Here is a 22,487-nt window from a genome sequence, read left to right as displayed (position 1 = left end):
AACATGGCCGAGTACGAGAACTTCGACATCGCCCACATGGGCGGCGTGGAGCTGTTCACCCCGAAATTCGAGGAGAGCCTGCACTTCTTCCGCGACCTGTGCGCCATGCGCGAGGTCGCGCGGATCGGCGACTCGGCGTACCTGCGGTGCTGGGACGAGTACCAGCTCTACACGCTGAAGCTGACGGCATCCGACACGAACGGCGTGGGGCGCACCCTCTTCCGCGCCTCGAGCGAGGAGGCTCTCGAGCGCCGGGTGCGCGCGATCGAGGCGGCAGGTCTCGGGCACGGCTGGCGCGACCCCGAGGTCGGGGTGGGGCGCTCCTACGAGTTCGAGGACCCCGACGGCCACGTCATGGCGGTGTACTTCGACACCGAGCACTACGTCGCGGACGACGAGGATCGTCCCGCGCTGAAGAACCAGGCCGCAGCCTTCCCGGGTCGGGGTGTCAACGCCCGTCGCATGGACCACATCAACTACCTCGCGAGCGACGTGAACGCGGCGGGCGAGTTCTGGCGCGACGTGATGAAGGCGCGCGAATCCGAGCGCGTGCGCCTGGACGACGGCCGGTACGGCGCCTGGTGGTTCCGCTTCAACCAGAAGTCCTACGACGTCGTCTACTCGGACGACTGGACCAAGACCCGGGGGCGCTTCCATCACTTCGCGCTCGCACCCGACACACGCGAGGACATCCTCAAGGCCGCCGACATCTTCCTCGAGAACAAGGTGTACATCGAGTACGGCCCCTACAAGCACGCGATCAACCAGACCTTCTTCCTCTACGTGTGGGAGCCGGGCGGCAACCGCATCGAGTTCGCGAACGCGGGAGCGCGCCTGATCCTCGACCCCGACTGGCCGGTCGTGGAGTGGACGCAGGCCGAGCGTGCCAAGGGGCAGGCCTGGGGGATGAAGACCGTCGCGACATTCCACACGCACGGCACGCCCTATGTCGAGGACCAGGAGGAGATCGACCGCGCGGCTCTCGAGGGGCGCGCGTACGTCAAGCCCGAACGCGACGAGGAATCGGAGTAGTCCCGGCCGGCCGCCGCGGGCGCCGTTTCGACGAGACGAGACGAGGCGTGTCAGGCGGCGGGCAGCCAGGCCTCGATGCGGGGGTAGACCCGGCGGGCGTTGCCCTCGAAGATCGCCTGACGGGCAGCATCCGAGAGCACAGCGGCCTCGATGTAGGCCTTCGTGTCGTCCCAGTACCGGCCGGTCTGCGCATCGCGGCCCCGCACGGCACCGATCATCTCGGAGCCGAACAGGATCTGGGATGCCGGGACGACTTCCAGCAGCAGGTCGATGCCGGGCTGGTGGTACACGCACGTGTCGAACCAGAGCTGCGTCATCGTCGCGTCGAGGTCCCACCCCTGATCGCCCGCCATCCCGCGGAAGCGCCCCCAGTGGTAGGGCACCGCGCCTCCGCCGTGTGGGATGATCAGCCGGAGACCGGGGTGACGGGCGAGAAAGCCCGAGCTGAGCGCCTGCACGAACGCGGTCGTGTCGGCCGCGAGGTAGTACGCCCCCGTGGTGTGGACGGCGGGGATGCCGGACGCGCTCACGTGCACCATGCCGGGTACGTTCAGCTCGGCCATGGCGTCCCACAGGGGCGTCCAGTACCCGTCCGAGAGGGCGGGGGAGTCCCACCGCCCGCCACTCGGATCGGGATTGACGTTGCAGCCGATGAAACCGAGCTCCTCGACGCAGCGGCGCAGCTCGCCGACGGCGCCGGCGATCGGGGCGCCGGGGCTCTGCGGAAGCTGCGCGACGGGGGCGAAGCTGCCCGGGAAGAGGGTGCACACCCGGTGGATGAGGTCGTTCTGGCGCCGTGTCCACTCGAGCGACGTGCGCTCGTCGCCGACGTGGTGGCCCATCCAGCTCGCGCGCGGCGAGAAGATCGTCAGGTCGGTGCCGCGTTCGCTCTGCTGTGCAAGCTGCGCCGAGGCGACGGCATCCACGAGTTCGTCGTCGGTGACCTCGAACTCGCGGGCCTCGATGTCGGCGAGCAGCTCGGGGGTGCGGGCCGAGGTCTGCGCCTCGCGCCACGCGGCCACTCCGGGCGGCGTCGTGGTGAAGTGGCCGTGGCAGTCGATGATCACGTGCGGCTCCGAGTCTCTGCGTCGAGCGATTGTAGCCAATTATGGCGACAGGCTACGACGGGGTCCAGCCCTCAGCCGCGTTGACGCGAGCGTTCGGGTCAGCGCCAGAGCACCGCGATGGCGGCGTTCGCGAACGTGAACGCGCCGATGCCCCAGAAGATCGCCGGCGGCACGGAGCCGCTCTTGCGCTGGCGTGCCTGGCCGATCCCGAGCAGCGCGCCGATGACGAGCAGGATCACGAGCTTGGTGCCGATCTTGGCGTAGTCCAGCTCGTACGAGATGCCCCACGGTGCGGCGAGGGCGAGCCCGGCGACGCCGGCGATCGCGAGTCCGACGTGCTGCAGGCGGGTGATGAGGCGCTTGCCGCCCCAGGCCTGTGCCGCCCACGCGCCGAAGAGCAGCGCGAAGCCGACAAGATGCACGAGCAGGACGAGGTGGCGCAGCAGTTCCATGAACGTCACGGTAGGGCCCGCGGGCCCGCTGTACCAGCAAGGCGGGCCTCACTCCGAGTGAGACCCTCCCGCTCGAGACCGCAGAGGATGCCGGCGCTACAGCGAGCCCGTCGCGCCCAGGCCGATGTTGGTGTCGTACTCCACGTCCTTGGTCTCGGGAGAGAGCCACAGCGCGATGAAGGTCAGTACCGCCATGACCGACAGATACGCGCCCACCAGCCACGGGCTGCCGCCGGTGGCCGCCCACAGCGCGACCGCCACGATGGGCGCGAGCGCCGCGCCGAGGATCGAGGACAGGTTGTAGGAGATGGCCGAGCCCGAGTACCGCACGTTGGTGGGGAAGAGCTCGGGCAGCACGGCGCCCATCGGGCCGAACGTCGCGCCCATGAGCATGAAGCCGAAGACGAGGAAGGCCTGCACGAGCGCGCCGGTGAACTTCGGGTCGACCTGCGGCATGAGGAAGACGTTGAAGAGCAGGCCGAAGACGAAGATCCCGCCGGTGACCCACATCAGCAGCTTGCGCCGGCCGACCGAATCGGCGAGGGGACCCGAGAGCATCGTGAAGATCCCGAAGAAGACCACGCCGACGATCTGCATGATGACGAAGTCCGTGTAACCGAACCCGAGCCCCGGAACGTAGGTCGCCGCGTCGAAGGACGTGCCGGCAGCATCCGCCGCCGCCTGGGCGCCCTCGGTCGTCGCCTTCGTGCCGTAGGAGAGAGTGAAGCTCGTCATGAGGTAGAAGAGCACGTAGGTGGCGAGCATGATGAAGGTGCCGAGGATCAGCTGGCGCCAGTGCCGGCGCACGACCTCGCCGAGCGGGAACTTGCGGATCGTGCCCGCCGTCGAGGCCTGCGTGAAGGTCGTGGACTCGACCAGCTTGAGCCGCACCCAGAGTCCGACGATGACCATGACGGCCGAGAACAGGAACGGCACCCGCCAACCCCACGCGAGGAAGTCCTCGGAGCGCTGCGCGGCGCCGTCGGGGTGGGGCAGGGCGAAGTAGATCGCCAGGAACACGGAGTTGGCGATGATGAAGCCGATCGGGGCGCCCAGCTGCGGGAACGTGCCGTACCAGGCCCGCTTGCCCTTCGGGGCGTTCTCGGTGGCCACGAGCGCGGCGCCGGACCACTCGCCGCCGAGGGCGAAGCCCTGCGCGAGCCGCAGGACGAGCAGCAGCAGGGCCGCCCACCAGCCGATGTCGTTGAAGGTCGGCAGGCAGCCGATCAGGAACGTCGCGACACCCATCGTCAGCAGCGACGCGACGAGCGTGGCCTTGCGGCCGAACCGGTCGCCGAAGTGGCCGAAGATGATGGCGCCGATCGGGCGCGCGACCATCGCCGCACCGAAGACGGCGAACGAGGACAGCAGCGCGGTCGTGTCGTTGCCGGTCGGGAAGAACAGGATCGGAAAGACCAGCACCGCGGCGGTGGCGTAGACGTAGAAGTCGTAGAACTCGATCGTCGTTCCCACCAGGCTCGCCGCGATGACGCGGGAGCGGGGGTTGGCGGGGGTGGATGCCGGGGCGGAGGCGGACGGAGAAGCGGTAGCGGTCATGCGGTGAAAGGCCTGTCGGAGCTCGCGGAGCGATGAGGGGCCGGAGTCGGACGCGGCGGCGCAGGGATGACGCGCCGCGGGCGCGTCAGTGGGACACCGGGTGTGCGGGCGGGGTTCGCCGACGCACAAACGTCTATTCTATGCGCGCACGGCGCGCAGGGTCCGCGCCGTGCGGAGGGCGGCATCCGCTGCTTCGAATCCCTTGTCCTCTGTCGACCCGGGCAGACCGGCACGGTCGATGCCCTGCTGCTCGTCGTCGAGGGTGAGCACGCCGAAGCCCACGGGCTTGCCGGTCTCGATCGCCACGCGGGTGAGCCCGTCGGTGGCCGCCGAGGAGACGTATTCGAAGTGGGGCGTGCCGCCGCGGATGATGACGCCGAGCGCGACGACCGCATCGGCGCCCGCCTCGAGGATGGCCTTGCAGACGACCGGCAGCTCGAACGAGCCGGCCACGCGCACGAGCTCGTGCTGGGCGCCGGATGCCCGGAGCGCGCGCGTCGCGCCCGCGATCAGGCCGTCCGTGATCACGTCGTGCCATTCGCCCGCGACGATGACGACGCGCAGTCCGGTGCCATCGACGGTGCCGGTGGCGACCGGTGCTCCCTTGCCGCTCATCGGTCGTGTCCCGTCTTGAGCTCGGCGAATGCCTCGGCGAGCTCGCCCTCGTCGATGGAGTGTCCCATGCGGTCCCTTTTCGTCTCGAGATACTGGTGGTTGTTGGGGCCGACGCCGACCAGCAGGGGCACCTGCTCGACGATGTCGAGGCCGAGTTCGCGCAGCTGGCCGACCTTGTCGGGGTTGTTGGTGAGCAGACGCACCCGCTCGACGCCCAAGTCGGCCAGGATGCCGGCGGCGGCCGCGTAATCCCGAGCATCGGCGGGCAGCCCGAGTGCCAGGTTGGCGTCGACGGTGTCGAGGCCGCGCTCCTGCAGGCTGTACGCGCGCAGCTTGTTGATCAGCCCGATGCCGCGACCCTCGTGCCCGCGCATGTAGATCACGACGCCGCCGCTCTCGGCGATCCGGTTGAGTGCGGCATCCAGCTGCGGACCGCATTCGCACTTGAGCGAGCCGAAGGCCTCGCCGGTGAGGCACTCCGAGTGCACGCGCACGAGAGGCGCGCCCTCGAGATCGCCCGAGACGATCGCGAGGTGATCGGTGCTGGTCGTGCGGTCCTTGTAGGCGAGGAACCGGAACTCGCCGTGCTCGGTGGGCACGACCGACTCGGCGCGCAGGCTGACCCGGCGCCGGTGCGACGTCGGGGTCTCGGCGGTTCGCGGCTCGTGCTCGTCGAGGTGCGCCACGAGCTGTTCGATGGTGATCACCGGAACGCCGTCGCGGGCGCCTAACTCGATCAGGCCCGGCAGGCGCATCATGCTGCCGTCCTCGGCGACGATCTCGGCGATCGCGCCGACGGGGCGAAGCCCTGCGAGCCGCATCAGCTCGACGGCCGCCTCGGTGTGCCCGCTGCGCTCCCGTACGCCGCCGTCGACCGCCCGCAGGGGCAGGATGTGGCCTGGCCGGCGCACGCTCGTGGGCGTGGAGGCGGGGTCTGCCAGCACGTTGAGGGTGTGCGCACGATCGGACGCGCTGATTCCGGTGGTGACGTGCTCGGCGGCGTCGACGCTCACCGTATAGGCGGTGCCCCGGGCATCCTCGTTGCGCTCGACCATCGGCGGCAGATCGAGGTGGTCGGCGATGTCGCCGGGCATCGGGGCGCAGATGAAGCCCGACGACCAGCGCACCGTCCACGCGACCCACTCCGGGGTGGCGAGCTCGGCCGAAAGTACGACATCGCCCTCGTTCTCGCGGTTCTCGTCGTCGGCGACGATGATCGGGCGGCCCGCGCGCAGGGCATCCAGGGCCTCGGGGATGGTGGACAGGTTCACAGCGCGCCTCTTTCGGTCGGGGCGGAGTCGCCGGCGAAGGAGAGCATGCGCTGCACGTGCCGGGCGAGGATGTCGGTCTCGAGGTTGACGGGATCGCCGACGGCGCGCGCCCCGAGCGTCGTCGCGGCGAGTGTCTCGGGGATGAGCGAGACCTCGAACCACGGGTCGGCGTCGGATGCTGCGCTGACGGCGCTGACCGTCAGCGAGACGCCGTCGAGCGCTATGGACCCCTTGTCGACGATGAGGGGGGCGAGGGACCGCGGGATCGCGACGCGAACGACGCGCCACTGGTCTCCGGGTCGCACGTCGGCGATGGCGCCCGTGCCGTCGATGTGGCCCTGGACGACGTGCCCACCCAGACGGGTGCCCACCGCCGTCGCGCGCTCGATGTTGACCGCGTCGCCGGGCGCGAGGGTCTGCAGGATCGACATGTCGAGTGTCTGGCGCATGACGTCGGCCGTGAAGTGGGTGCCGTCCTGGGCGACGACGGTCAGGCACACGCCGCTGACCGCGATGGAGTCGCCGTGCCCGGCGTCGGAGACCGCCAGCGGGGCACGGACGGTGAGGCGGATGCCGTCGCCCGAGGCCTCGATCGCGGCGATCTCGCCGATCTCCTCGATGATTCCGGTGAACATGTCAGTGTCCTCCTTGATGGGACAGATCCTGCAGGGGGGTGGCGATGAAGAGGGTGTCGGCGCCGAGGCGGATGACGTCGTCGAATCGGAGGCGGCGGGCGTCGGCGATCGTGCCGACGCCCGCGTCGACGATCGCGAGGCGGTCTCCGCCCAGCAGGACGGGCGCGACGTAGGCGAGGATCTCGTCCGCGAGTCCCGCGCGGACGAACGCGCTGGCGATGGTGGGTCCGCCTTCGACGAAGACGCGGTGCATCCCGCGTTCGCGCAGGTCGGCCAGCACACCGAGCAGATCGGTGCCGGGGTACGACAGCATCCCGCGCGGGTGGGTGCGTACCGCGGCGCCCTCGGGCACGCGACGGCGCCCGAGCACGACCGGCATCGGCTGGCCGGGGCGCAGCGAGCCGTCGGGCTCGCGCGCCGTGAGGGCGGGATCATCGGCGAGAACGGTGCCGGTGCCCACCACGATCGCGTCGGCGAGCGCGCGCCGGCGGTGCACATCGGCGCGCGCCTCGGGGCCCGTGATCCACTGGCTGGTGCCATCGCCCGCGGCCGCGCGGCCGTCGAGGCTCTGCGCCCACTTCACGCTGACGTGGGGGCGACCGAGGCGCATCATCTCGAGCCACGAGTCGAGCAGCTCGTGCGCCTCGTCGGCGCGCACGCCCGAGACGACCTCGATGCCGTGGGCCGCGAGTCGCTCCGAGCCGCCGCCCGAGCGCTCGGCGGGATCGTCGATGGCGTAGACCACGCGCGCAATCCCCGCCTCGATGAGCGCGAGTGCGCAGGGCCCCGTGCGCCCGGTGTGATTGCAGGGCTCGAGCGTCACCACCGCGGTGGCGCCGCGGGCCGCCTCCGCAGAAAGGTGCGAGAGCGCGTCGACCTCGGCGTGCGGCGTCCCGGCACCGCGGTGCCAGCCCTCGGCGAGCGCCTCGCCCCGGGGCGAGAGGATCACGGCGCCGACCTGTGGATTGATGCCGCGGGGGCCGCGCCGTGCCAGCGTGAACGCCCGGCCCATGGCCTGCCACTCGGTCTCGCTGTACGACATCTTCCCGGTCCTCAGATTCGTCCGGGGTGTGTCAGGCGATGGTGCGTGACTTCAGGCGGCGCCCGTAGGCGTCGCCGTCGTGCTGCCTCTCATCCGGACTAGCGCGGGTTCTCCCACGCATCACCGTCGGTTCCGGAATTCCACCGGATCGACCGGGTGTCGCATGACACGACGCCCAGCTCGCGGACTCTCACCGCCGGTTCGGATTCTCACCGACCCCGGAGCACGTTGACTGCTCGAAGTGTAGCAACGCGCGCGGGCGCACTTCATTCCCGCGCATCGAGAGTGTCGTTCGTTCGTCGTTCCGGCCGTGTTTCGGGCCGGGTGTCTGCGGCGGCGATTACGCTGGGAGGCGGGGGAGGGAGCCATGTCCGCACACGAGCAACGCATGCCCGCCCGCGCGGCGGACGACCTCCTGCGGCGCCCGCAGGCCGACGTCCTCATCATCGGCGGCGGCATCAACGGCATCGCCACGTTCCGGGATCTCGCGCTCCAGGGGGTGGATGTCGCGCTCGTCGAGCGCGTGGATTTCTGCTCGGGTGCCTCGGCGGCGTCCTCGCACATGGTCCACGGCGGTATCCGCTATCTCGAGAACGGCGAATTCCGGCTCGTGCACGAGGCGGTCACCGAACGTAACGCGCTCCTGCGCGACGCGCCCCACTACGTGCGGCCGCTGCGCACCACGATCCCGATCTTCTCCGCCTTCGGCGGAGTGCTGAGCGCGCCCCTGCGCTTCCTGCGCCACGGCGATGGCGCGACCCGCGAGCGCGGCGCCGCGCTCATCAAGATCGGCCTGGTCATCTACGACTCCTTCTCGCGAGGCGGGGGTCGCGTGCCCCGGCACACGTTCCGGGGTCGACGGCGGTCGCTGCGCGACCTGCCCGATCTGAATCCCGCGGTGAAGTACACGGCCAGCTATTGGGACGCGTCGCTGCGCGATCCGGAGCGGCTCGCGCTCGATGTGCTCGCCGACGGCATCGCCGCGGGCGAGGGGCGCGCCCGCGCCGCCAACTACGTCGAGGCGATCGGCGCGCAGGGCGGAGGTGTCGTGCTGCGCGATGCCCGGACCGGTGCCACGACGACGTTCACCGCATCCGTCGTCGTCAACGCCACGGGGCCCTGGACCGACCTCACCAACGCCGCGCTCGGATCGCCGACGCGCTACATGGGCGGCACCAAGGGCTCGCACATCGTGCTGGATCACCCCGAGCTCCTGGCCGCCACCCGGGGGCGCGAGCTGTTCTTCGAGCACAGCGACGGCCGCATCGTGCTCATCTACCCGCTGAGACGGCGGGTCCTCGTGGGCACCACCGATCTCGAGCACGACATGGCCGACCCGATCGTGTGCACCGAGGCCGAGGTCGACTACTTCTTCGAGCTCGTGCGCCACGTCTTCCCCCGCATCACGGTCAGCCGCGAGCAGATCGTGCACCGGTTCGCGGGCGTGCGGCCGCTGCCCGGACACGGCGACCTCGCGCCCGGGTTCGTCTCGCGCGACTACCGAATCGAAAGCGCGCCGCTGCGGGATTCCGGGGCCGCAGCGGTGCCCGTGCTCAGTCTCGTCGGAGGCAAGTGGACGACCTTCCGGGCCCTCGGGGCGCATCTGGCCGATCGCGCACTCGGCGCGCTCGGGCGAGCGCGTCGCTTCGGGACCAAGGGTCTGGCGATCGGGGGCGGACACGGCTTTCCGGTCACGACGGCTGCGCGGTCGCGATGGCTCGATGAGCACGCGGGGGCGCTGGGGCGCGAGCGGATGGAGCTGCTGCTCGATCGCTACGGAACCCTTGCCGTACAGGTGCGCGACGCGATCGCGGCCGATTCCGACGACCGCGCGCTGGCGGCCGCCCCGCACTACAGCACGGCCGAGATCCGGCACCTGGCCCGGACCGAGTCGGTGCATCACCTCGACGACATCCTCCTGCGGCGCACGAACCTCGCCTTCACCGGGCGAGCGACGTCGGCGTGCGCGGAGGAGGTCGCCGGCGCCGTCGCCGACGTGCTCGGGTGGGATGACTCGCGGTGCGCGGAGGAGGTCGAACGTGCTCTCGCCGCCGTGCGGGCGGCCGAGCCGCGTGAGCCCGCGGACGGAGTCCATGACGCCCCGGTGTCCGGGGCGCGCGTGCCCGACACCGCCGACCCGTTAGCCTGACCGGGGCGCGGCGAGCGCCGAGGACAACCGAGAGGCGGCGATGTGGCCGATCATGTGATCGCCCTGGATCAGGGCACGACCTCGACGCGGGCGATCGTCTTCGATTCCGAGGGCACGGCGATCGCGACCGCGCAGCGCGAGCACGCGCAGATCCTTCCCCGCGCCGGTTGGGTCGAACACGACCCGGTCGAGATCTGGACGAACACCGAATGGGTGCTCCAGGCGGCTGTGGCCCAGGCATCCATCCCGCTCTCCCGCATCGCGGCGCTCGGCATCACCAATCAGCGCGAGACCGCGATCGTCTGGGATCGGCGCACGGGACGACCCGTGGGCAACGCGATCGTGTGGCAGGACACCCGCACGCAGGCGCACATCGATCGGCTCGCCGAGCAGGGTGGCGTCGCCCGGTTCGCGGAGGTGACGGGGCTGCCCCTGGCGACCTACTTCTCGGCGTCGAAGATCGCGTGGATCCTCGAGAACACGCCCGGTGCGCGGGCCGACGCGCAGGCCGGGCACCTGCTCTTCGGCACTCCCGATTCGTGGGTGATCTGGAATCTCACCGGCGAGCGACGCGGCGGACGCCACGTGACCGACGTCACCAACGCGAGTCGCACTCAGCTGATGGATCTGAGGACGCTGGACTGGTCGGACGAGATCCTCGAGGCGTTCGGCATCCCCCGCGCGATGATGCCCGAGATCGTCCCGTCGGTGCACGCGGTGGGCCGGGTGCAGACGCCGGGGTCGCTGCGCGGCGTGCCGATCGCGGGAATCCTCGGCGATCAGCAGGCCGCGACCTTCGGGCAGGCGGCCTTCGAGGCGGGGGAGTCCAAGAACACGTATGGCACCGGCAACTTCCTGATCGTCGGCACCGGCGATCAGATCGTGCGATCGACGCACGGTCTCGTCACCACGGTCGCGTATCAGCGCGAGGGGGAGTCGGCGCGATATGCGCTCGAGGGATCGATCGCCGTGACGGGGTCTCTCGTGCAGTGGCTGCGCGATAACCTCGGCCTGATCAGCGAATCCTCCCAGGTGCAGACTCTCGCCGAATCGGTGCCCGACAACGGCGGCGCCTACTTCGTGCCGGCCTTCTCCGGTCTGTTCGCGCCGTACTGGCGCCCCGACGCCCGCGGGGCCCTGGTGGGACTGACCCGGTTCGTGAACAAGGGCCACATCGCGCGCGCGGCGCTCGAGGCGACGGCGTTTCAGACGAGGGACGTGATCGAGGCGGTCGTGGCCGACACGGCGACTCCGCTGGCGGAGCTGCGGGTGGATGGCGGCATGACACGGGACGACCTGCTCATGCAGTTCCAGGCCGATGTGCTCGGCATCCCCGTGGTGCGCCCGCGCGTGATCGAGACGACGGCCCTCGGCGCCGCCTACGCGGCAGGCCTCGCGACGGGTGTCTGGGGTGGGTTCGACGAACTGCGGGAGCAGTGGCGCGAGGGCCGGCGCTGGGAGCCGCGGATGCCGCTGGAGGAGAGCGAACGCCGGGTGCGGCTGTGGCGCAAAGCCGTCGACCGGTCGCTCGACTGGGTCGACGACGACGTGCGGGCCCTCTGAGGCTATTTGAGCAGGCGCGACAGGCGCCGGTCGGCCAGCACCTTGCCGCCGGTCTGGCAGGTGGCGCAGTACTCGAGGGAGTTGTCGGCGAAGAAGACGCTGCGCACCGTGTCGCCGCACACGGGGCAGGGCTCGCCGCGACGGCCGTGCACCCGCATACCGCGGCGCTTGGCGTCTTTGAGGTCGGCGGGCGGTTTTCCGGATGCTGCGGCCAGCGCCTCGTCGAGGGTGGCGTGCATCGCGGCGAAGAGGGTGTCGACCGCGGCGGGTTCGAGGGTGGCGGCGAGGGCGTAGGGCGACATGCGGGCGACGTGGAGGATCTCGTCGGAGTACGCATTGCCGACCCCGGCGATCACGGACTGATCGCGCAGCACGCCCTTGATCTGCGTGCGGCGGCCCTCGAGCAGACCCGCGAGCGTGTCGCGGGTGAAGTCCGGGTCGAGCGGGTCGGGTCCGAGCCGGGCGATACCCGGCACATCGGCGGGATCGCGGACGACCGAGACGGCGAGCGACTTCTTGGTGCCGGCTTCGGTCAGATCGAACCCCGAGCCGTCATCGAGCGCGACCCGCAGCGCGATGGGGGTGCGGCCGGGCTTGATGAGCGTGGTCGGCAGGGTCTCGTACCAGCGCAACCACCCCGCTTTGGCGAGGTGGAACACCAGGTGCACGTCGGCGTCGGGAGGGGTGGCGACGGCCACGGCGGTGCGGTCGGCCTCGCCGGTGCCGGTGCCGGTGCCGGTGCTGGAGCCGGTGTTGATGGTGCGGCACGCGATGTCGACGAACTTGCCGTGGCGCTGGACGTCGGTGACGACCGCGCCGTGCAGTGCCTGCACGGGCGGGTCGAAGGTCTTCAGCGCCGCGATCTGGGCGACGGACACACGTGTGATCGACCGGCCGACCGCGCGCCCGCGCAAGAATACGACCAAACCCTGCACCTCGGGCATCTCGGGCATGCGTCCATCGTGGCACGGACCCCCGACATCCACCGGGGCGCGAGCGTGCCGTGGGAGCGTCAGCGGCGGCGCAGCAGACCGACGCGGTCGTAGACGTCGGCGAGCGTCGCCTCGGCGACGGCCGCTGCGCGGTCGGCGTTCGCGGCCAGCACCCTGTCGAGTTCGGCCGGGTCATCGAGCAGTTCGAGCGCGCGCGTGCGCACCGGCTCGAACTCCGACACGACGACCTCGGCCAGTCCCTTCTTGAAGTCGCCGTAGCCCCGGCCGGCGTACTCGTCCTCGATGGCCGGGATCTGCCGTCCGGTCAGGGCCGCGTAGATCACGAGCAGGTTCGACACGCCGGGCTTGGCTTCGCGGTCGTACCGCACGGCGCCCTCGCTGTCGGTGACGGCGCGCATGATCTTCTTCGCGCTGATCGAGGGCTCATCGAGCATCCACAGCACGCCGGCGTCGGACTCCGCCGATTTCGACATCTTCGCCGTCGGATTCTGGAGGTCGTAGATGCGCGCGCTCTCCTGCTGGATCATCGGCATCGGGACCCGGAACGTGTCGCCGTAGCGCGTGTTGAAGCGGTCGGCCAGATCGCGGGTCAGTTCGATGTGCTGCTTCTGGTCATCGCCGACCGGCACGACGGCGGTCTGATACAGCAGGATGTCGGCCGCCATGAGCACCGGATAGGTGAACAGGCCCACGGATGTCTGATCCTGGCCGTAGCGCGACGACTTGTCTTTGAACTGGGTCATCCGTCCCGCCTCGCCGAATCCGGTGAGCGTGCCGAGGATCCACGCGAGCTCGGCGTGGGCCGGCACGTGCGACTGGACGTAAAGGGTCGATTTGGCGGGCTCGATGCCGGCCGCGATGTACTGCGCGGCCGTGCGGCGGGTCTTCTCCCTCAGTTCGGCGGGGTCGTTCGGCTGCGTCAGGGCGTGCAGGTCGACGACGGAGAAGAACGCGTCGTACGATTCCTGCAGGTCGCGCCACTGCAGAAGGGCTCCGATGTAGTTGCCGATCTGGAGGGAGTCGGCCGAGGGCTGCATTCCGGAGTAGAGGCGCGCTTTGGTCACCGATCAATCCTAGGCGCGGGATGCTGTCACCCCGCGTCGCCGGTGCTCAGAGGCCGATGCGGTAATCGGCGACGACGGGCGCATGGTCGCTCCAGCGTGTGTCCCACGACGGCGCGCGCACGACGCGGTAGTCCTCGACGCGGGCGGCGAGCTCGGGGGACGCGAGGTGGTAGTCGATACGCCAGCCGGTGTCGTTGTCGAACGCCTTGCCGCGGTTGGACCACCAGGTGTACGGACCGTCGACGTCGCCGTGGAATCGGCGCCCGACATCCACCCAGCCGAGCCCCGCGCCGGAGGTGCCGTCGGTGCACGGCACGTCGGCGCCCTCGACCCCGAGGAACCGGTCGAAGTAGGCGCGCTCACGCGGGAGGAAGCCGGCCTTCTTGAGGTTGCCCCGCCAATTGCGGATGTCGAGTTCGCGGTGTCCCACGTTGAGATCGCCGGTGATGAGGGAAAGCGGTGCCGCGGCGCGCAGCTGCGGCATGCGGTGTTCCATGGCGTCGAGGAACGCCCACTTCTCGTCTTGGCGGGCGGTGCCGACCTCGCCGGTGTGCACGTAGGCGCTCACGACGCTGAGCGTCTCGCTCTCGACCTCGACGTCGACCTCGATCCAGCGGCCCGCGGTGTCGAGGGCGTCGTCGGCGAAATCCGTGCGCACGGCGCCGAACGGAACCCGTGCCGCGACGGCGACGCCCGCGCGACCCTTGGCCAGCGCCTCGTCGCCGACGACGTGCCAGCCCGGCAGCGACGCCGCGAGATCGTCGGCGCCGGCGCGTACCTCCTGCAGAGTGAGGATGTCGACGTCCGCCCCCTCGAGCCAGGCGTGCATGCCCTTGCGGGCCGCGGCCCGGATGCCGTTGACGTTGACGGATGCGATGCGGATGGTTCGAGGCACGCGCTCCACTTTAGCCAGGGCCGCCGACACCGCCGCGATGCCCGGGCGCCGCCGCCGCCGAACCGCGAGGCGTCAGAAGTCGAACACGCCGCCCGAGCGCACCGGAGGCGGGGGAATCTCGCGGATGCGCGCCAGATCGTCCTCGGCCTGTCGCAGGCGACGCGCGGCGGCCCAGGAGCGGTACCACGGCGCCTCGTCACGCTCGAGGCGCGCCTCACGCAGCCGCACCTCCGCCGCCAGCAGCAGCGCGTCGTACTCCGCGCGGGCGCGCTCATCCTCGCTCTGCTCCGCGATCGCGAGATTGCGGTCGGAAGCGGCGACGGCGATCCAGGATCCGGCGACGAGGATCACGATGCTGTTGAGTCGGAACCACAGCAGGAACCCGATCAGCACCGCGAAGGTCGCCAGCAGCGGATTGGAGGGCGTGTAGCTCAGCAGCAGACCCGCACCGACCTGCAGGACGACGATCGCGGCTCCGCCGAGCAGCGAGCCCGGCCAGATCCGACGCCAGGGGAGGGCGGCGCCGGTGAGGAACCGGAACATCCCCGCGAGGGCTGCCCCGTTGATCGCGAAGGACACCAGCAGGGATGCCACACGCGCGACCGCATTGGAGAGTGCGCTCAGATCCTCGAGGCCGAAGACGGTGAACAGCAGCCCGAGCGCCCAGGTCGCGATGCTTCCGACGAGCGCACCGGTGAGCAGGGCGACCCCGAAGATGACGGCGGCGACAAGGTCGCGCGCCTTGAGCAGAAAGTAAGAGCGGGTGTCGAAGGGAAGACCGAAGATGTCCCGCACCGCCCGGCGGGCGAAGGTGATGAAGCCGATCGCCGTCCACACGACGATCACGAGCGCGATCGCGCCGGTGATGCTCAGCGTGCTCGCGCTGCTGGTGGCCACGGCCTCGACCTGTTCGGGTGTGACCAGGCCCTGCTCGCTGATGAGATTCGGGATGTAGTCGTTGATGATCGAGATGAGGCCCTCGATCGCCGCTCTGCTCGCCCCGAGCCAGAGGCCCACGATCGCGAAGGCGAGATAGATGACACCGAAGATCGCGAACAGCGCCTGGTAGCTCACACCCGCCGCGAGGAGGAATCCGTTGTGCCGCAGATAGTGGCGCCAGACCCGGATCGGAAACCACGCAAGGGTCCGGCGGGTGATGCGGGTGGCCTTCTCGACCGGCTCCTCGAGGTGCGTGCGCAGCGTCTCCTGGGCGCTCTCCCACCGCGCGCGCCACTCGCTCGTCTCATCGACGGCGGGGTCGGGCTTGCGCGGGTCGGTCACGCCTCCAGGCTAGCGATGCCGCCGGCATCCCCTGTTCTCATCGTCGTGGGGCGGGCGAACTTCGTCGCCACCCGCGCGGGCGCGACGAGGACGGAGTCGGGGCCGCGGTCGGACACGCCAGGAAGGCCCGCCGCCGCGACGAACGCGTCATCCAGGTGCAGGAGGTCGCCTCGGTACAGCCGCCATGCAGGATGGGTGTTGGGCGCGAAGATCGTGCGGCCCCGGCGGGTCTCGTGGAAGCCCCACCGCGCTGTCAGCCAGCGCGCCTGCGCGGACTCGTCCGCCTCATCGGTCGCCGCCACGCGGAATGCGGTGCGCGCCCCGCCGCGATTCCGCGTCGCTGCGAAGTCCCACACGCCGGGCGATCGCCGCAGCGACGTGCGCGACCACACGTAGGGCAGGCCGAACAGCGCCCTGGCGGCCAGTACGGAGACGAGCGGCGAGGCGTCGAGGGACCGGAAGACGACGCCGCGCCGTCCCGCATCGTCGATGGAGTACAGACGCACGTTGATCTCGACGAAGGTGCCCCAGAAGGGCACCGCCGGAAGCGGCAGGAACCGGTGGTCGGCGAGTGTGAACCCGATCAGGCCCACCCAGGTGCTGCCGTCGTGCTCATCCGGGCGCACGCCGGCCGGCATCATCGGCGCGACGAGCGCCGGATCGACGCGCCAGTGCAGAAAGACCAGATCGCTCCACACCTGAGCGACGACGGCCCGCCCGGGAAGGGGCGGGCCGTCGTCGGAGAGGTCGATCACAGGCCGCGCAGGACCGCCTGCTTGACCTCGGCGATGGCCTTGGTGACCTGGATGCCGCGCGGGCACGCCTCGGAGCAGTTGAAGGTCGTGCGGCACCGCCACACGCCCTCTTTGTCGTTGAGGATGTCGAGCCGCACGTTGCCCGCGTCATCGCGCGAGTCGAAGATGAAGCGGTGCGCGTTGACGATCGCGGCCGGTCCGAAGTACTGACCGTCGGTCCAGAACACGGGGCACGACGAGGTGCACGCGGCGCAGAGGATGCACTTGGTGGTGTCGTCGAAGATCTCGCGGTTGACGATGGACTGCACGCGCTCCTTGCCCGGCTCGGGCGTGGAGTTGGCGATCAGGAACGGCTTGACCTCGCGATACGAGGCGAAGAAGGGCTCCATATCGACGATCAGGTCCTTTTCGAGCGGCAGACCCTTGATCGCCTCGACATAGATCGGCTGCGAGATGTCGAGATCCTTGATCAGGGTCTTGCACGCGAGCCGGTTGCGTCCGTTGATGCGCATCGCGTCGGATCCGCAGATGCCGTGCGCGCACGAGCGGCGGAACGACAGCGAGCCGTCGACCTCCCACTTGATCTTGTGGAGGGCGTCGAGCACACGGTCGGTCGAGTAGAGCTCGACGTCGTAGTCGACCCAGCGCGGCTCGTCGTCGACCTCGGGGTCGAAGCGGCGGACGATGAAGGTGACGAGGAACGACTGGATGCCGGTGTCGGCGCCCGCGTCGATGTCGGGCGTGGCATCGGTGGCGGTGGCGATCGCCTGTGACATCAGTACTTCCTCTCCAACGGCGGATAACGCAACTCGCCGGCTTCGTTCTTGGTGAAGACGACGGGCTTCCAGCCGAGCGTGATGTGGTCATCGGCCTTGGACGAGTGCGGGTCGCCGCTCAGGTAGGCCATGGTGTGCTTCATGTAGGCCTCGTCGTCGCGCCCCGGGAAGTCGTCGCGCATGTGGCCGCCGCGGCTCTCCTTGCGATTGCGCGCGGTGACGACGACGACCTCGGCGATGTCGAGCAGGAACCCGAGTTCGACGGCCTCGAGCAGGTCCGTGTTGTACCGCTTGCCCTTGTCGTCGACGTGGATGTTCTTGAACCGCTCGCGCAGCTCCTCGATGACGCCGAGCACGTGGGTGAGGGACTCCTCGGTGCGGAACACCTGAGCGCCCTTGTCCATCTCCTCCTGCAGCTTCTTGCGCAGCACGGCGATGCGCTCGGTGCCGGTGCCCTCGCGCAGGCCCTCGATGAGGCCGTACACCTCGGCGGCCGGATCCTCCGGCATGGGCACGAAGTCGGCGGTCTTGACGTACTCGACGGCGTTGCGGCCGGCGCGCTTGCCGAAGACGTTGATGTCGAGCAGCGAGTTGGTGCCGAGGCGGTTGGAGCCGTGCACCGACACGCACGCGCACTCGCCGGCGGCGTAGAGCCCGGGCACGACCGTGTCGTTGTCGGCGAGGACCTCGGCATTGACGTTGGTGGGGATGCCGCCCATCGCGTAGTGGGCGGTGGGCATCACCGGCACGGGCTCGACGACCGGGTCGACGCCGAGGTAGGTGCGGGCGAACTCGGTGATGTCGGGGAGCTTCGTCTCGAGCACCTCCGCGCCGAGGTGCGTGCAGTCCAGCAGCACGTAGTCGCGATGCGGACCCGCGCCGCGGCCCTCGGCGACCTCCTGCTGCATGCAGCGGCTGACGATGTCGCGCGGGGCGAGGTCCTTGATCGTGGGGGCGTAGCGCTCCATGAAGCGCTCGCCCGACACGTTGCGCAGGATCGCTCCCTCGCCGCGGGCCCCTTCGGTGAGCAGGATGCCGAGACCCGCGAGTCCCGTGGGGTGGAACTGGAAGAACTCCATGTCCTCCAGCGGCAGGCCCTTGCGCCAGACGATGCCGACGCCGTCGCCCGTGAGGGTGTGGGCGTTGGAGGTGGTCTTGTAGATCTTGCCGAACCCGCCCGTGGCGAAGACGACCGCCTTGGCGTGGAAGACGTGCAGGTCGCCGGTGGCGAGCTCGTAGGCGACGACGCCCGCGACCTGCGTCTTGCCGGCAGCATCCTTCGTCGTGATCAGATCGAGCACGTAGAACTCGTTGAAGAAGTTGATGCCGAGCTTGACGCAGTTCTGGAACAGCGTCTGCAGGATCATGTGCCCGGTGCGGTCGGCGGCGTAGCACGCGCGGCGCACGGGGGTCTTGCCGTGATCGGCGGTGTGCCCGCCGAAGCGGCGCTGGTCGATCTTGCCCTCGGGGGTGCGGTTGAAGGGAAGACCCATGTTCTCGAGGTCGATGACCGCGTCGATGGCCTCTTTGGCGAGGATCTCGGCCGCGTCCTGGTCGACGAGGTAGTCGCCGCCCTTGACGGTGTCGAAGGTGTGCCACTCCCACGAGTCCTCTTCGACGTTGGCGAGCGCCGCGGCCATGCCGCCCTGCGCGGCACCCGTGTGCGAGCGCGTCGGGTAGAGCTTCGAGATCACGGCGGTCTTGGCGTGCGGGCCGGCCTCGATCGCTGCGCGCATCCCGGCGCCTCCGGCGCCGACGATCACGATGTCGAACTGGTGGTGGTGCACGCCGATCCTCGGGGAGGCGGTCGGGGCGGTCGTCGTCACGGTGCTGGTGCCTTACGTCGGGGGTCGTCGGAGGGGAGGTGTCAGCCCTGGGCCTGGCACGAATCCCAGAGCGAGCTCGATTCGGTGACCCCGATGCAGGGGTCGAAGGTGAAGACCACGAGGGTGCCGAGCACGATGAGGAAGCCGGCGGAGAGGCCGATCGCCCACACGAGCACCGAGCGCACGCGCGGGGAGGTGACGTAGTCGTTCGTGATCGTGCGCATGCCGTTCGCGCCGTGGATGAGCGCGAGCCACAGCATCAGCACGTCCCACCACTGCCAGAACGGGTTGGCGAGCTTGCCCGCGACGAACCCGAAGTCGATGCCGTGGATGCCGTCGCCCAGCATCAGGTTGACGAACAGGTGGCCGAAGATCAGCACCACCAGCAGCACGCCCGAGGCGCGCATGTACAGCCAGCCCCACTTCTCGAGGTTGACGCCGCGGCGTCGCGGGGCGGTGTGCGGGGAGCGGGGTGCGGCGAGGTCGGCGGTGGTCATCAGTGCCCTCCTCCGGCGAAGACGTTGATCAGGTGGCGCGGGGTGAAGGCGATCATCGTGACTGCCCAGATGCCGAGGACGCCCCAGAACATCTGCCGCTGGTACTTCGCGCCCTTCGACCAGAAGTCGATGAGGATGATGCGCAGGCCGTTGAAGGCGTGGTAAGCGATCGCTCCGACGAGGGCGACCTCGCCGATGCCCATGATCGGGTTCTTGTAGGTGCCGATCACGGCGTCATACGCCTCGGGTGAGACGCGGATGAGGGCCGTGTCGAGCACGTGCACAAGAAGGAAGAAGAAGATGGCGACACCGGTGATGCGGTGCAGCACCCACGACCACATTCCCTCGCGGCCCCGATACAGGGTTCCTGCGGGACGTTTCGAGGTGGTCTCCGATATGGACGGTGCCGGGCGTGTTCCTGCGGACACGGTCGTCCTCCTGTCGCTGCGACGTCGCTGTGCGCGGGCGCGGACGTGAAGCGCGGGCGCCCGCCCATCTTATGGCGGCGCGGATCGGCCCGGCGAGTGAGGCGGGCCTAACTCTCTCGACATCGAGAGAGTTTCGTGTCACACGGGCCCGCTAGCCTGTGCTCATGGCGGACCCCATCGCAGACTTCTACTCGGTCATCCCCGCGGGCGGCATCGGCAGCAGGCTGTGGCCGCTCTCCCGAGCCGACGCCCCGAAGTTCCTGCACGATCTGACCGGATCCGGCCAGACGCTGCTGCGCGACACGTGGGACCGGCTCGCGCCCCTGTCGGGAGAGGGACGCATCGCCGTCGTCACGGGCCGGGCCCATCGCGCCGCCGTCGAGCGCGAGCTGCCCGGCATCCCCGACCCCAACGTGTTCCTCGAATCCGAGCCGCGCGATTCGGCCGCCGCGATCGGTCTCGCGGCGGCGATCCTCGTGCGCCGCGAGCCCGACGTCATCATCGGATCCTTCGCCGCCGACCACGTCATCCGCGGCACGCGTACGTTCGAGTTCGCGGTGCGACAGGCGGTGGCGGTCGCGCGCGACGGCTACATCTGCACGATCGGCATCCAGCCCTCGGAGCCCTCTGTCGGCTTCGGGTACATCAAGAAGGGCGCCGAGCTCGAGGTGGATGCCGCTCCCGAGGCCGCGACGGTGGAGCGCTTCGTGGAGAAGCCCGACCTCGACACGGCGCGCGCCTACTTCGCCGATCGCTCGTTCCTCTGGAACGCGGGCATGTTCATCTGCCGCGCCGATGTGCTGCTCGAAGAGCTCGCCCGCAACGAGCCCGAGCTGCACGCCGGCCTCATCGAGCTCGCCGAGGCCTGGGACGATCGCGACCGACGCGGTCCCGTCGTCGACCGGGTCTGGCCGACGCTGAAGAAGATCGCGATCGACTACGCCGTGGCGGAGCCCGCCGCCGAGCGCGGCCGGCTCGCCGTGATCCCCGGCCACTTCGACTGGGACGATGTCGGCGATTTCGCGAGCCTGGCCAAACTCAACTCCCACGGACGCAACGAGCTGGCCATCCTGGGGGAGAACGCCCGCGTGCTGGCGGATGCCTCGAGCGGCATCGTGGTCACGCAGACCGCCCGCATCATCAGCCTCATCGGCGTGCAGGACATCGTCGTGGTGGATACGCCGGACGCCCTGCTCGTCACGACGAGCGAGCACGCGCAGCGGGTGAAGGGCGTCGTCGACGCCCTCAAGCTCACCGGTCGGGGCGACGTGCTCTGACCTGCCGGCGCCGGCGAAACTGCGTCCTGCGTGACGCGGGATCGCGTCTTTTATAACCATTGGGTTTCGCGGCCCGCATCGCGTCGGGCGGCGGCCGTCACACGGGGTAACGTTTCGTCGGCGGATCCCGTATCGGTCGGGATCCCGCGAGTCTTTGGAGGACACAGTGAGGATCACGAAGAAGGCCGCGTTCAGCGGTCTCGCGCTGGTTTCCGCGGCCGCCGTTCTTGCCGGTTGCGGCGCGGCACCGGAGGAGACCGACGGCGGCGACGGAGGGGAAGCGCTCGACTTCCTGCCCTGCATGGTCTCGGACGCGGGCGGGTTCGATGACAAGTCCTTCAACCAGCTTGGTTTCGAGGGAATGGTCGCGGCTGCCGAGGAGCTCGGCACCGACTACATCGAGGTCGAGTCGCAGGCCGAGACCGACTACAACGCCAACCTGCAGAGCCTGGTCGACCAGGGCTGTGACACGATCGTGACGGTGGGCTTCCTGCTCGCGCCGGCCGCGCTCGAATCCGCCACGGCCAACCCGGAGGTCGAGTACATCTCGATCGACGACACCGTCGACCAGGACTTCGACGGCACGACCGACGCCGAGAACATCAAGCCGATCATCTTCGACACCGCCCAGGCCGCGTTCCTCGCGGGCTACCTGTCGGCCGGCGTCTCGCAGACCGGTGTCGTGGGCACCTTCGGCGGCCTGAACATCCCGACCGTGACGATCTTCATGGACGGCTTCGCGCAGGGCGTCGAGTACTACAACGAGGAGATGGGCGCGGACGTCCAGGTCGTCGGCTGGGACCGGGCGGCTGAGGACGGCTCGTTCACGGGCGGCTTCGAGGCCAACGACGCCGCGCGCCAGCTCGCGCAGGGCCTGATCGACCAGAACGTCGACGTGCTGCTGCCCGTCGGCGGCCCGATCTACCAGTCGGCCGCGGCCGCCATCCGCGACTCGGGTCGCGAGATCGCGTTGCTGGGTGTCGACGCCGACGTGTTCGAGACCGACCCCTCGGTGGGCGACCTGCTGCTCACGTCGATCCGCAAGGGCATCGACGTCGGCACGCACGAGGCCCTCGTCGAGGCCGGCAACGGCGAGTTCGACGCGACGCCGTTCATCGGCACCCTCGAGAACGAGGGCGTGGGCCTGGCCCCGTTCCACGACTGGGAGGACCGCGTCCCGGCCGAGCTCGCAGCGACCATCGAGGAACTGCAGGCAGCGATCATCGCCGGTGAGATCACCGTCGAGTCCTACCTCGCGGGCTGATCACCGCACCGAGCAGGGGAGGTCGGCGCATGCCGGCCTCCCCTCTTCCTTTCGTCGGGATCCCTCGCGGGATCCCCTCCACCCGCAA

General features: G+C 69.8%; 21 protein-coding genes. 5 read left to right on the top strand and 16 right to left on the bottom strand.

Going from position 1 to position 22,487, the window contains the following annotated elements:
• Nucleotides 1–3 precede the first annotated feature (3 nt).
• On the top strand, nucleotides 4–1,032 hold the full coding sequence (locus tag AB2L57_RS13785) for a VOC family protein (protein ID WP_409047353.1): 1,029 nt from the start codon (nucleotides 4–6) through the stop codon (nucleotides 1,030–1,032).
• 50 nt (nucleotides 1,033–1,082) lie between these two features.
• On the opposite strand, the gene AB2L57_RS13780 is transcribed toward AB2L57_RS13785, so the two are convergent.
• The 7 genes from AB2L57_RS13780 to ribD form a co-directional block, all read right to left on the bottom strand.
• The gene (locus AB2L57_RS13780) at nucleotides 1,083–2,099 is read right to left on the bottom strand and encodes an amidohydrolase family protein (RefSeq protein ID WP_292812226.1); all 1,017 of its coding nucleotides are present in this window, start codon (nucleotides 2,097–2,099) and stop codon (nucleotides 1,083–1,085) included.
• A 98-nt stretch (nucleotides 2,100–2,197) separates the two neighbouring features.
• Nucleotides 2,198–2,551, bottom strand: a complete 354-nt coding sequence (locus tag AB2L57_RS13775) for a Fe-S protein (RefSeq protein ID WP_292812228.1) — start codon at nucleotides 2,549–2,551, stop codon at nucleotides 2,198–2,200.
• 96 nt (nucleotides 2,552–2,647) lie between these two features.
• Nucleotides 2,648–4,108: an MFS transporter gene (locus AB2L57_RS13770; protein ID WP_292812230.1), complete on the bottom strand. Its 1,461-nt coding sequence runs from the start codon at nucleotides 4,106–4,108 to the stop codon at nucleotides 2,648–2,650.
• Between the two features lie 138 nt (nucleotides 4,109–4,246).
• Nucleotides 4,247–4,723 (bottom strand): 6,7-dimethyl-8-ribityllumazine synthase, encoded by a 477-nt coding sequence (gene ribH, locus AB2L57_RS13765; RefSeq protein WP_409047352.1) that lies wholly within the window; start codon nucleotides 4,721–4,723, stop codon nucleotides 4,247–4,249.
• The gene (gene ribA / locus AB2L57_RS13760) at nucleotides 4,720–5,994 is read right to left on the bottom strand and encodes a GTP cyclohydrolase II (protein ID WP_292812234.1); all 1,275 of its coding nucleotides are present in this window, start codon (nucleotides 5,992–5,994) and stop codon (nucleotides 4,720–4,722) included. Before ribA ends, ribH begins: the two co-directional genes overlap by 4 nt.
• Nucleotides 5,991–6,629 carry a riboflavin synthase gene (locus AB2L57_RS13755; protein WP_292812237.1) on the bottom strand — a complete coding sequence of 213 codons (639 nt, stop codon included), beginning with the start codon at nucleotides 6,627–6,629 and terminating at the stop codon, nucleotides 5,991–5,993. The genes ribA and AB2L57_RS13755 overlap by 4 nt, the downstream gene beginning before the upstream one ends.
• A 1-nt stretch (nucleotide 6,630) precedes the next feature.
• On the bottom strand, nucleotides 6,631–7,671 hold the full coding sequence (gene ribD / locus AB2L57_RS13750) for a bifunctional diaminohydroxyphosphoribosylaminopyrimidine deaminase/5-amino-6-(5-phosphoribosylamino)uracil reductase RibD (protein ID WP_292812239.1): 1,041 nt from the start codon (nucleotides 7,669–7,671) through the stop codon (nucleotides 6,631–6,633).
• Nucleotides 7,672–8,038: 367 nt separating this feature from the next.
• Here ribD and AB2L57_RS13745 point away from each other — a divergent pair, with 367 nt between their 5' ends.
• Together AB2L57_RS13745 and glpK are read left to right on the top strand one after the other, a co-directional pair.
• On the top strand, nucleotides 8,039–9,820 hold the full coding sequence (locus AB2L57_RS13745) for a glycerol-3-phosphate dehydrogenase/oxidase (protein WP_292812241.1): 1,782 nt from the start codon (nucleotides 8,039–8,041) through the stop codon (nucleotides 9,818–9,820).
• A gap of 42 nt (nucleotides 9,821–9,862) precedes the next feature.
• Complete coding sequence (glpK, locus tag AB2L57_RS13740; RefSeq protein WP_292812244.1) at nucleotides 9,863–11,383, top strand: glycerol kinase GlpK; 1,521 nt, start codon at nucleotides 9,863–9,865, stop codon at nucleotides 11,381–11,383.
• A 2-nt stretch (nucleotides 11,384–11,385) separates the two neighbouring features.
• Here glpK and AB2L57_RS13735 read toward each other — a convergent pair whose 3' ends face one another.
• From AB2L57_RS13735 to sdhC, 9 genes are all read right to left on the bottom strand, one after another.
• Nucleotides 11,386–12,336, bottom strand: coding sequence for an Fpg/Nei family DNA glycosylase (locus tag AB2L57_RS13735; protein WP_292812246.1), 951 nt, complete (start codon nucleotides 12,334–12,336; stop codon nucleotides 11,386–11,388).
• A 59-nt stretch (nucleotides 12,337–12,395) separates the two neighbouring features.
• On the bottom strand, nucleotides 12,396–13,400 hold the full coding sequence (trpS, locus tag AB2L57_RS13730) for a tryptophan--tRNA ligase (RefSeq protein WP_292812249.1): 1,005 nt from the start codon (nucleotides 13,398–13,400) through the stop codon (nucleotides 12,396–12,398).
• A 46-nt stretch (nucleotides 13,401–13,446) separates the two neighbouring features.
• Nucleotides 13,447–14,295, bottom strand: coding sequence for an exodeoxyribonuclease III (locus AB2L57_RS13725; RefSeq protein WP_409047351.1), 849 nt, complete (start codon nucleotides 14,293–14,295; stop codon nucleotides 13,447–13,449).
• A gap of 72 nt (nucleotides 14,296–14,367) precedes the next feature.
• Entirely contained in the window at nucleotides 14,368–15,576 is a 1,209-nt protein-coding gene (locus AB2L57_RS13720) for a YhjD/YihY/BrkB family envelope integrity protein (RefSeq protein ID WP_409047350.1), read from the bottom strand.
• Nucleotides 15,573–16,331 carry a YqjF family protein gene (locus AB2L57_RS13715; RefSeq protein WP_292812256.1) on the bottom strand — a complete coding sequence of 253 codons (759 nt, stop codon included), beginning with the start codon at nucleotides 16,329–16,331 and terminating at the stop codon, nucleotides 15,573–15,575. The genes AB2L57_RS13720 and AB2L57_RS13715 overlap by 4 nt, the downstream gene beginning before the upstream one ends.
• Nucleotides 16,328–17,107, bottom strand: coding sequence for a succinate dehydrogenase iron-sulfur subunit (locus tag AB2L57_RS13710; protein ID WP_292812258.1), 780 nt, complete (start codon nucleotides 17,105–17,107; stop codon nucleotides 16,328–16,330). Before AB2L57_RS13710 ends, AB2L57_RS13715 begins: the two co-directional genes overlap by 4 nt.
• Nucleotides 17,107–18,933, bottom strand: coding sequence for a succinate dehydrogenase flavoprotein subunit (gene sdhA / locus AB2L57_RS13705; RefSeq protein ID WP_409047349.1), 1,827 nt, complete (start codon nucleotides 18,931–18,933; stop codon nucleotides 17,107–17,109). The genes AB2L57_RS13710 and sdhA overlap by 1 nt, the downstream gene beginning before the upstream one ends.
• A gap of 41 nt (nucleotides 18,934–18,974) precedes the next feature.
• The gene (locus AB2L57_RS13700) at nucleotides 18,975–19,430 is read right to left on the bottom strand and encodes a succinate dehydrogenase hydrophobic membrane anchor subunit (protein WP_292811403.1); all 456 of its coding nucleotides are present in this window, start codon (nucleotides 19,428–19,430) and stop codon (nucleotides 18,975–18,977) included.
• Nucleotides 19,430–19,858 carry a succinate dehydrogenase, cytochrome b556 subunit gene (gene sdhC, locus AB2L57_RS13695; protein ID WP_292811406.1) on the bottom strand — a complete coding sequence of 143 codons (429 nt, stop codon included), beginning with the start codon at nucleotides 19,856–19,858 and terminating at the stop codon, nucleotides 19,430–19,432. Before sdhC ends, AB2L57_RS13700 begins: the two co-directional genes overlap by 1 nt.
• Before the next feature lie 164 nt (nucleotides 19,859–20,022).
• Here sdhC and AB2L57_RS13690 point away from each other — a divergent pair, with 164 nt between their 5' ends.
• Nucleotides 20,023–21,135, top strand: coding sequence for a mannose-1-phosphate guanylyltransferase (locus AB2L57_RS13690; RefSeq protein WP_409047348.1), 1,113 nt, complete (start codon nucleotides 20,023–20,025; stop codon nucleotides 21,133–21,135).
• Between the two features lie 166 nt (nucleotides 21,136–21,301).
• Nucleotides 21,302–22,399, top strand: a complete 1,098-nt coding sequence (locus AB2L57_RS13685; RefSeq protein WP_409047347.1) for a BMP family protein — start codon at nucleotides 21,302–21,304, stop codon at nucleotides 22,397–22,399.
• Nucleotides 22,400–22,487: the final 88 nt, after the last annotated feature.

Origin of the sequence: Microbacterium sp. HA-8 (assembly GCF_046111165.1) — a bacterium.
Taxonomy (GTDB): Bacteria; Actinomycetota; Actinomycetes; order Actinomycetales; family Microbacteriaceae; genus Microbacterium.
The sequence above is the reverse complement of the archived record's forward strand: the minus strand, read 5'-3'. Positions and strand labels throughout refer to the sequence as shown.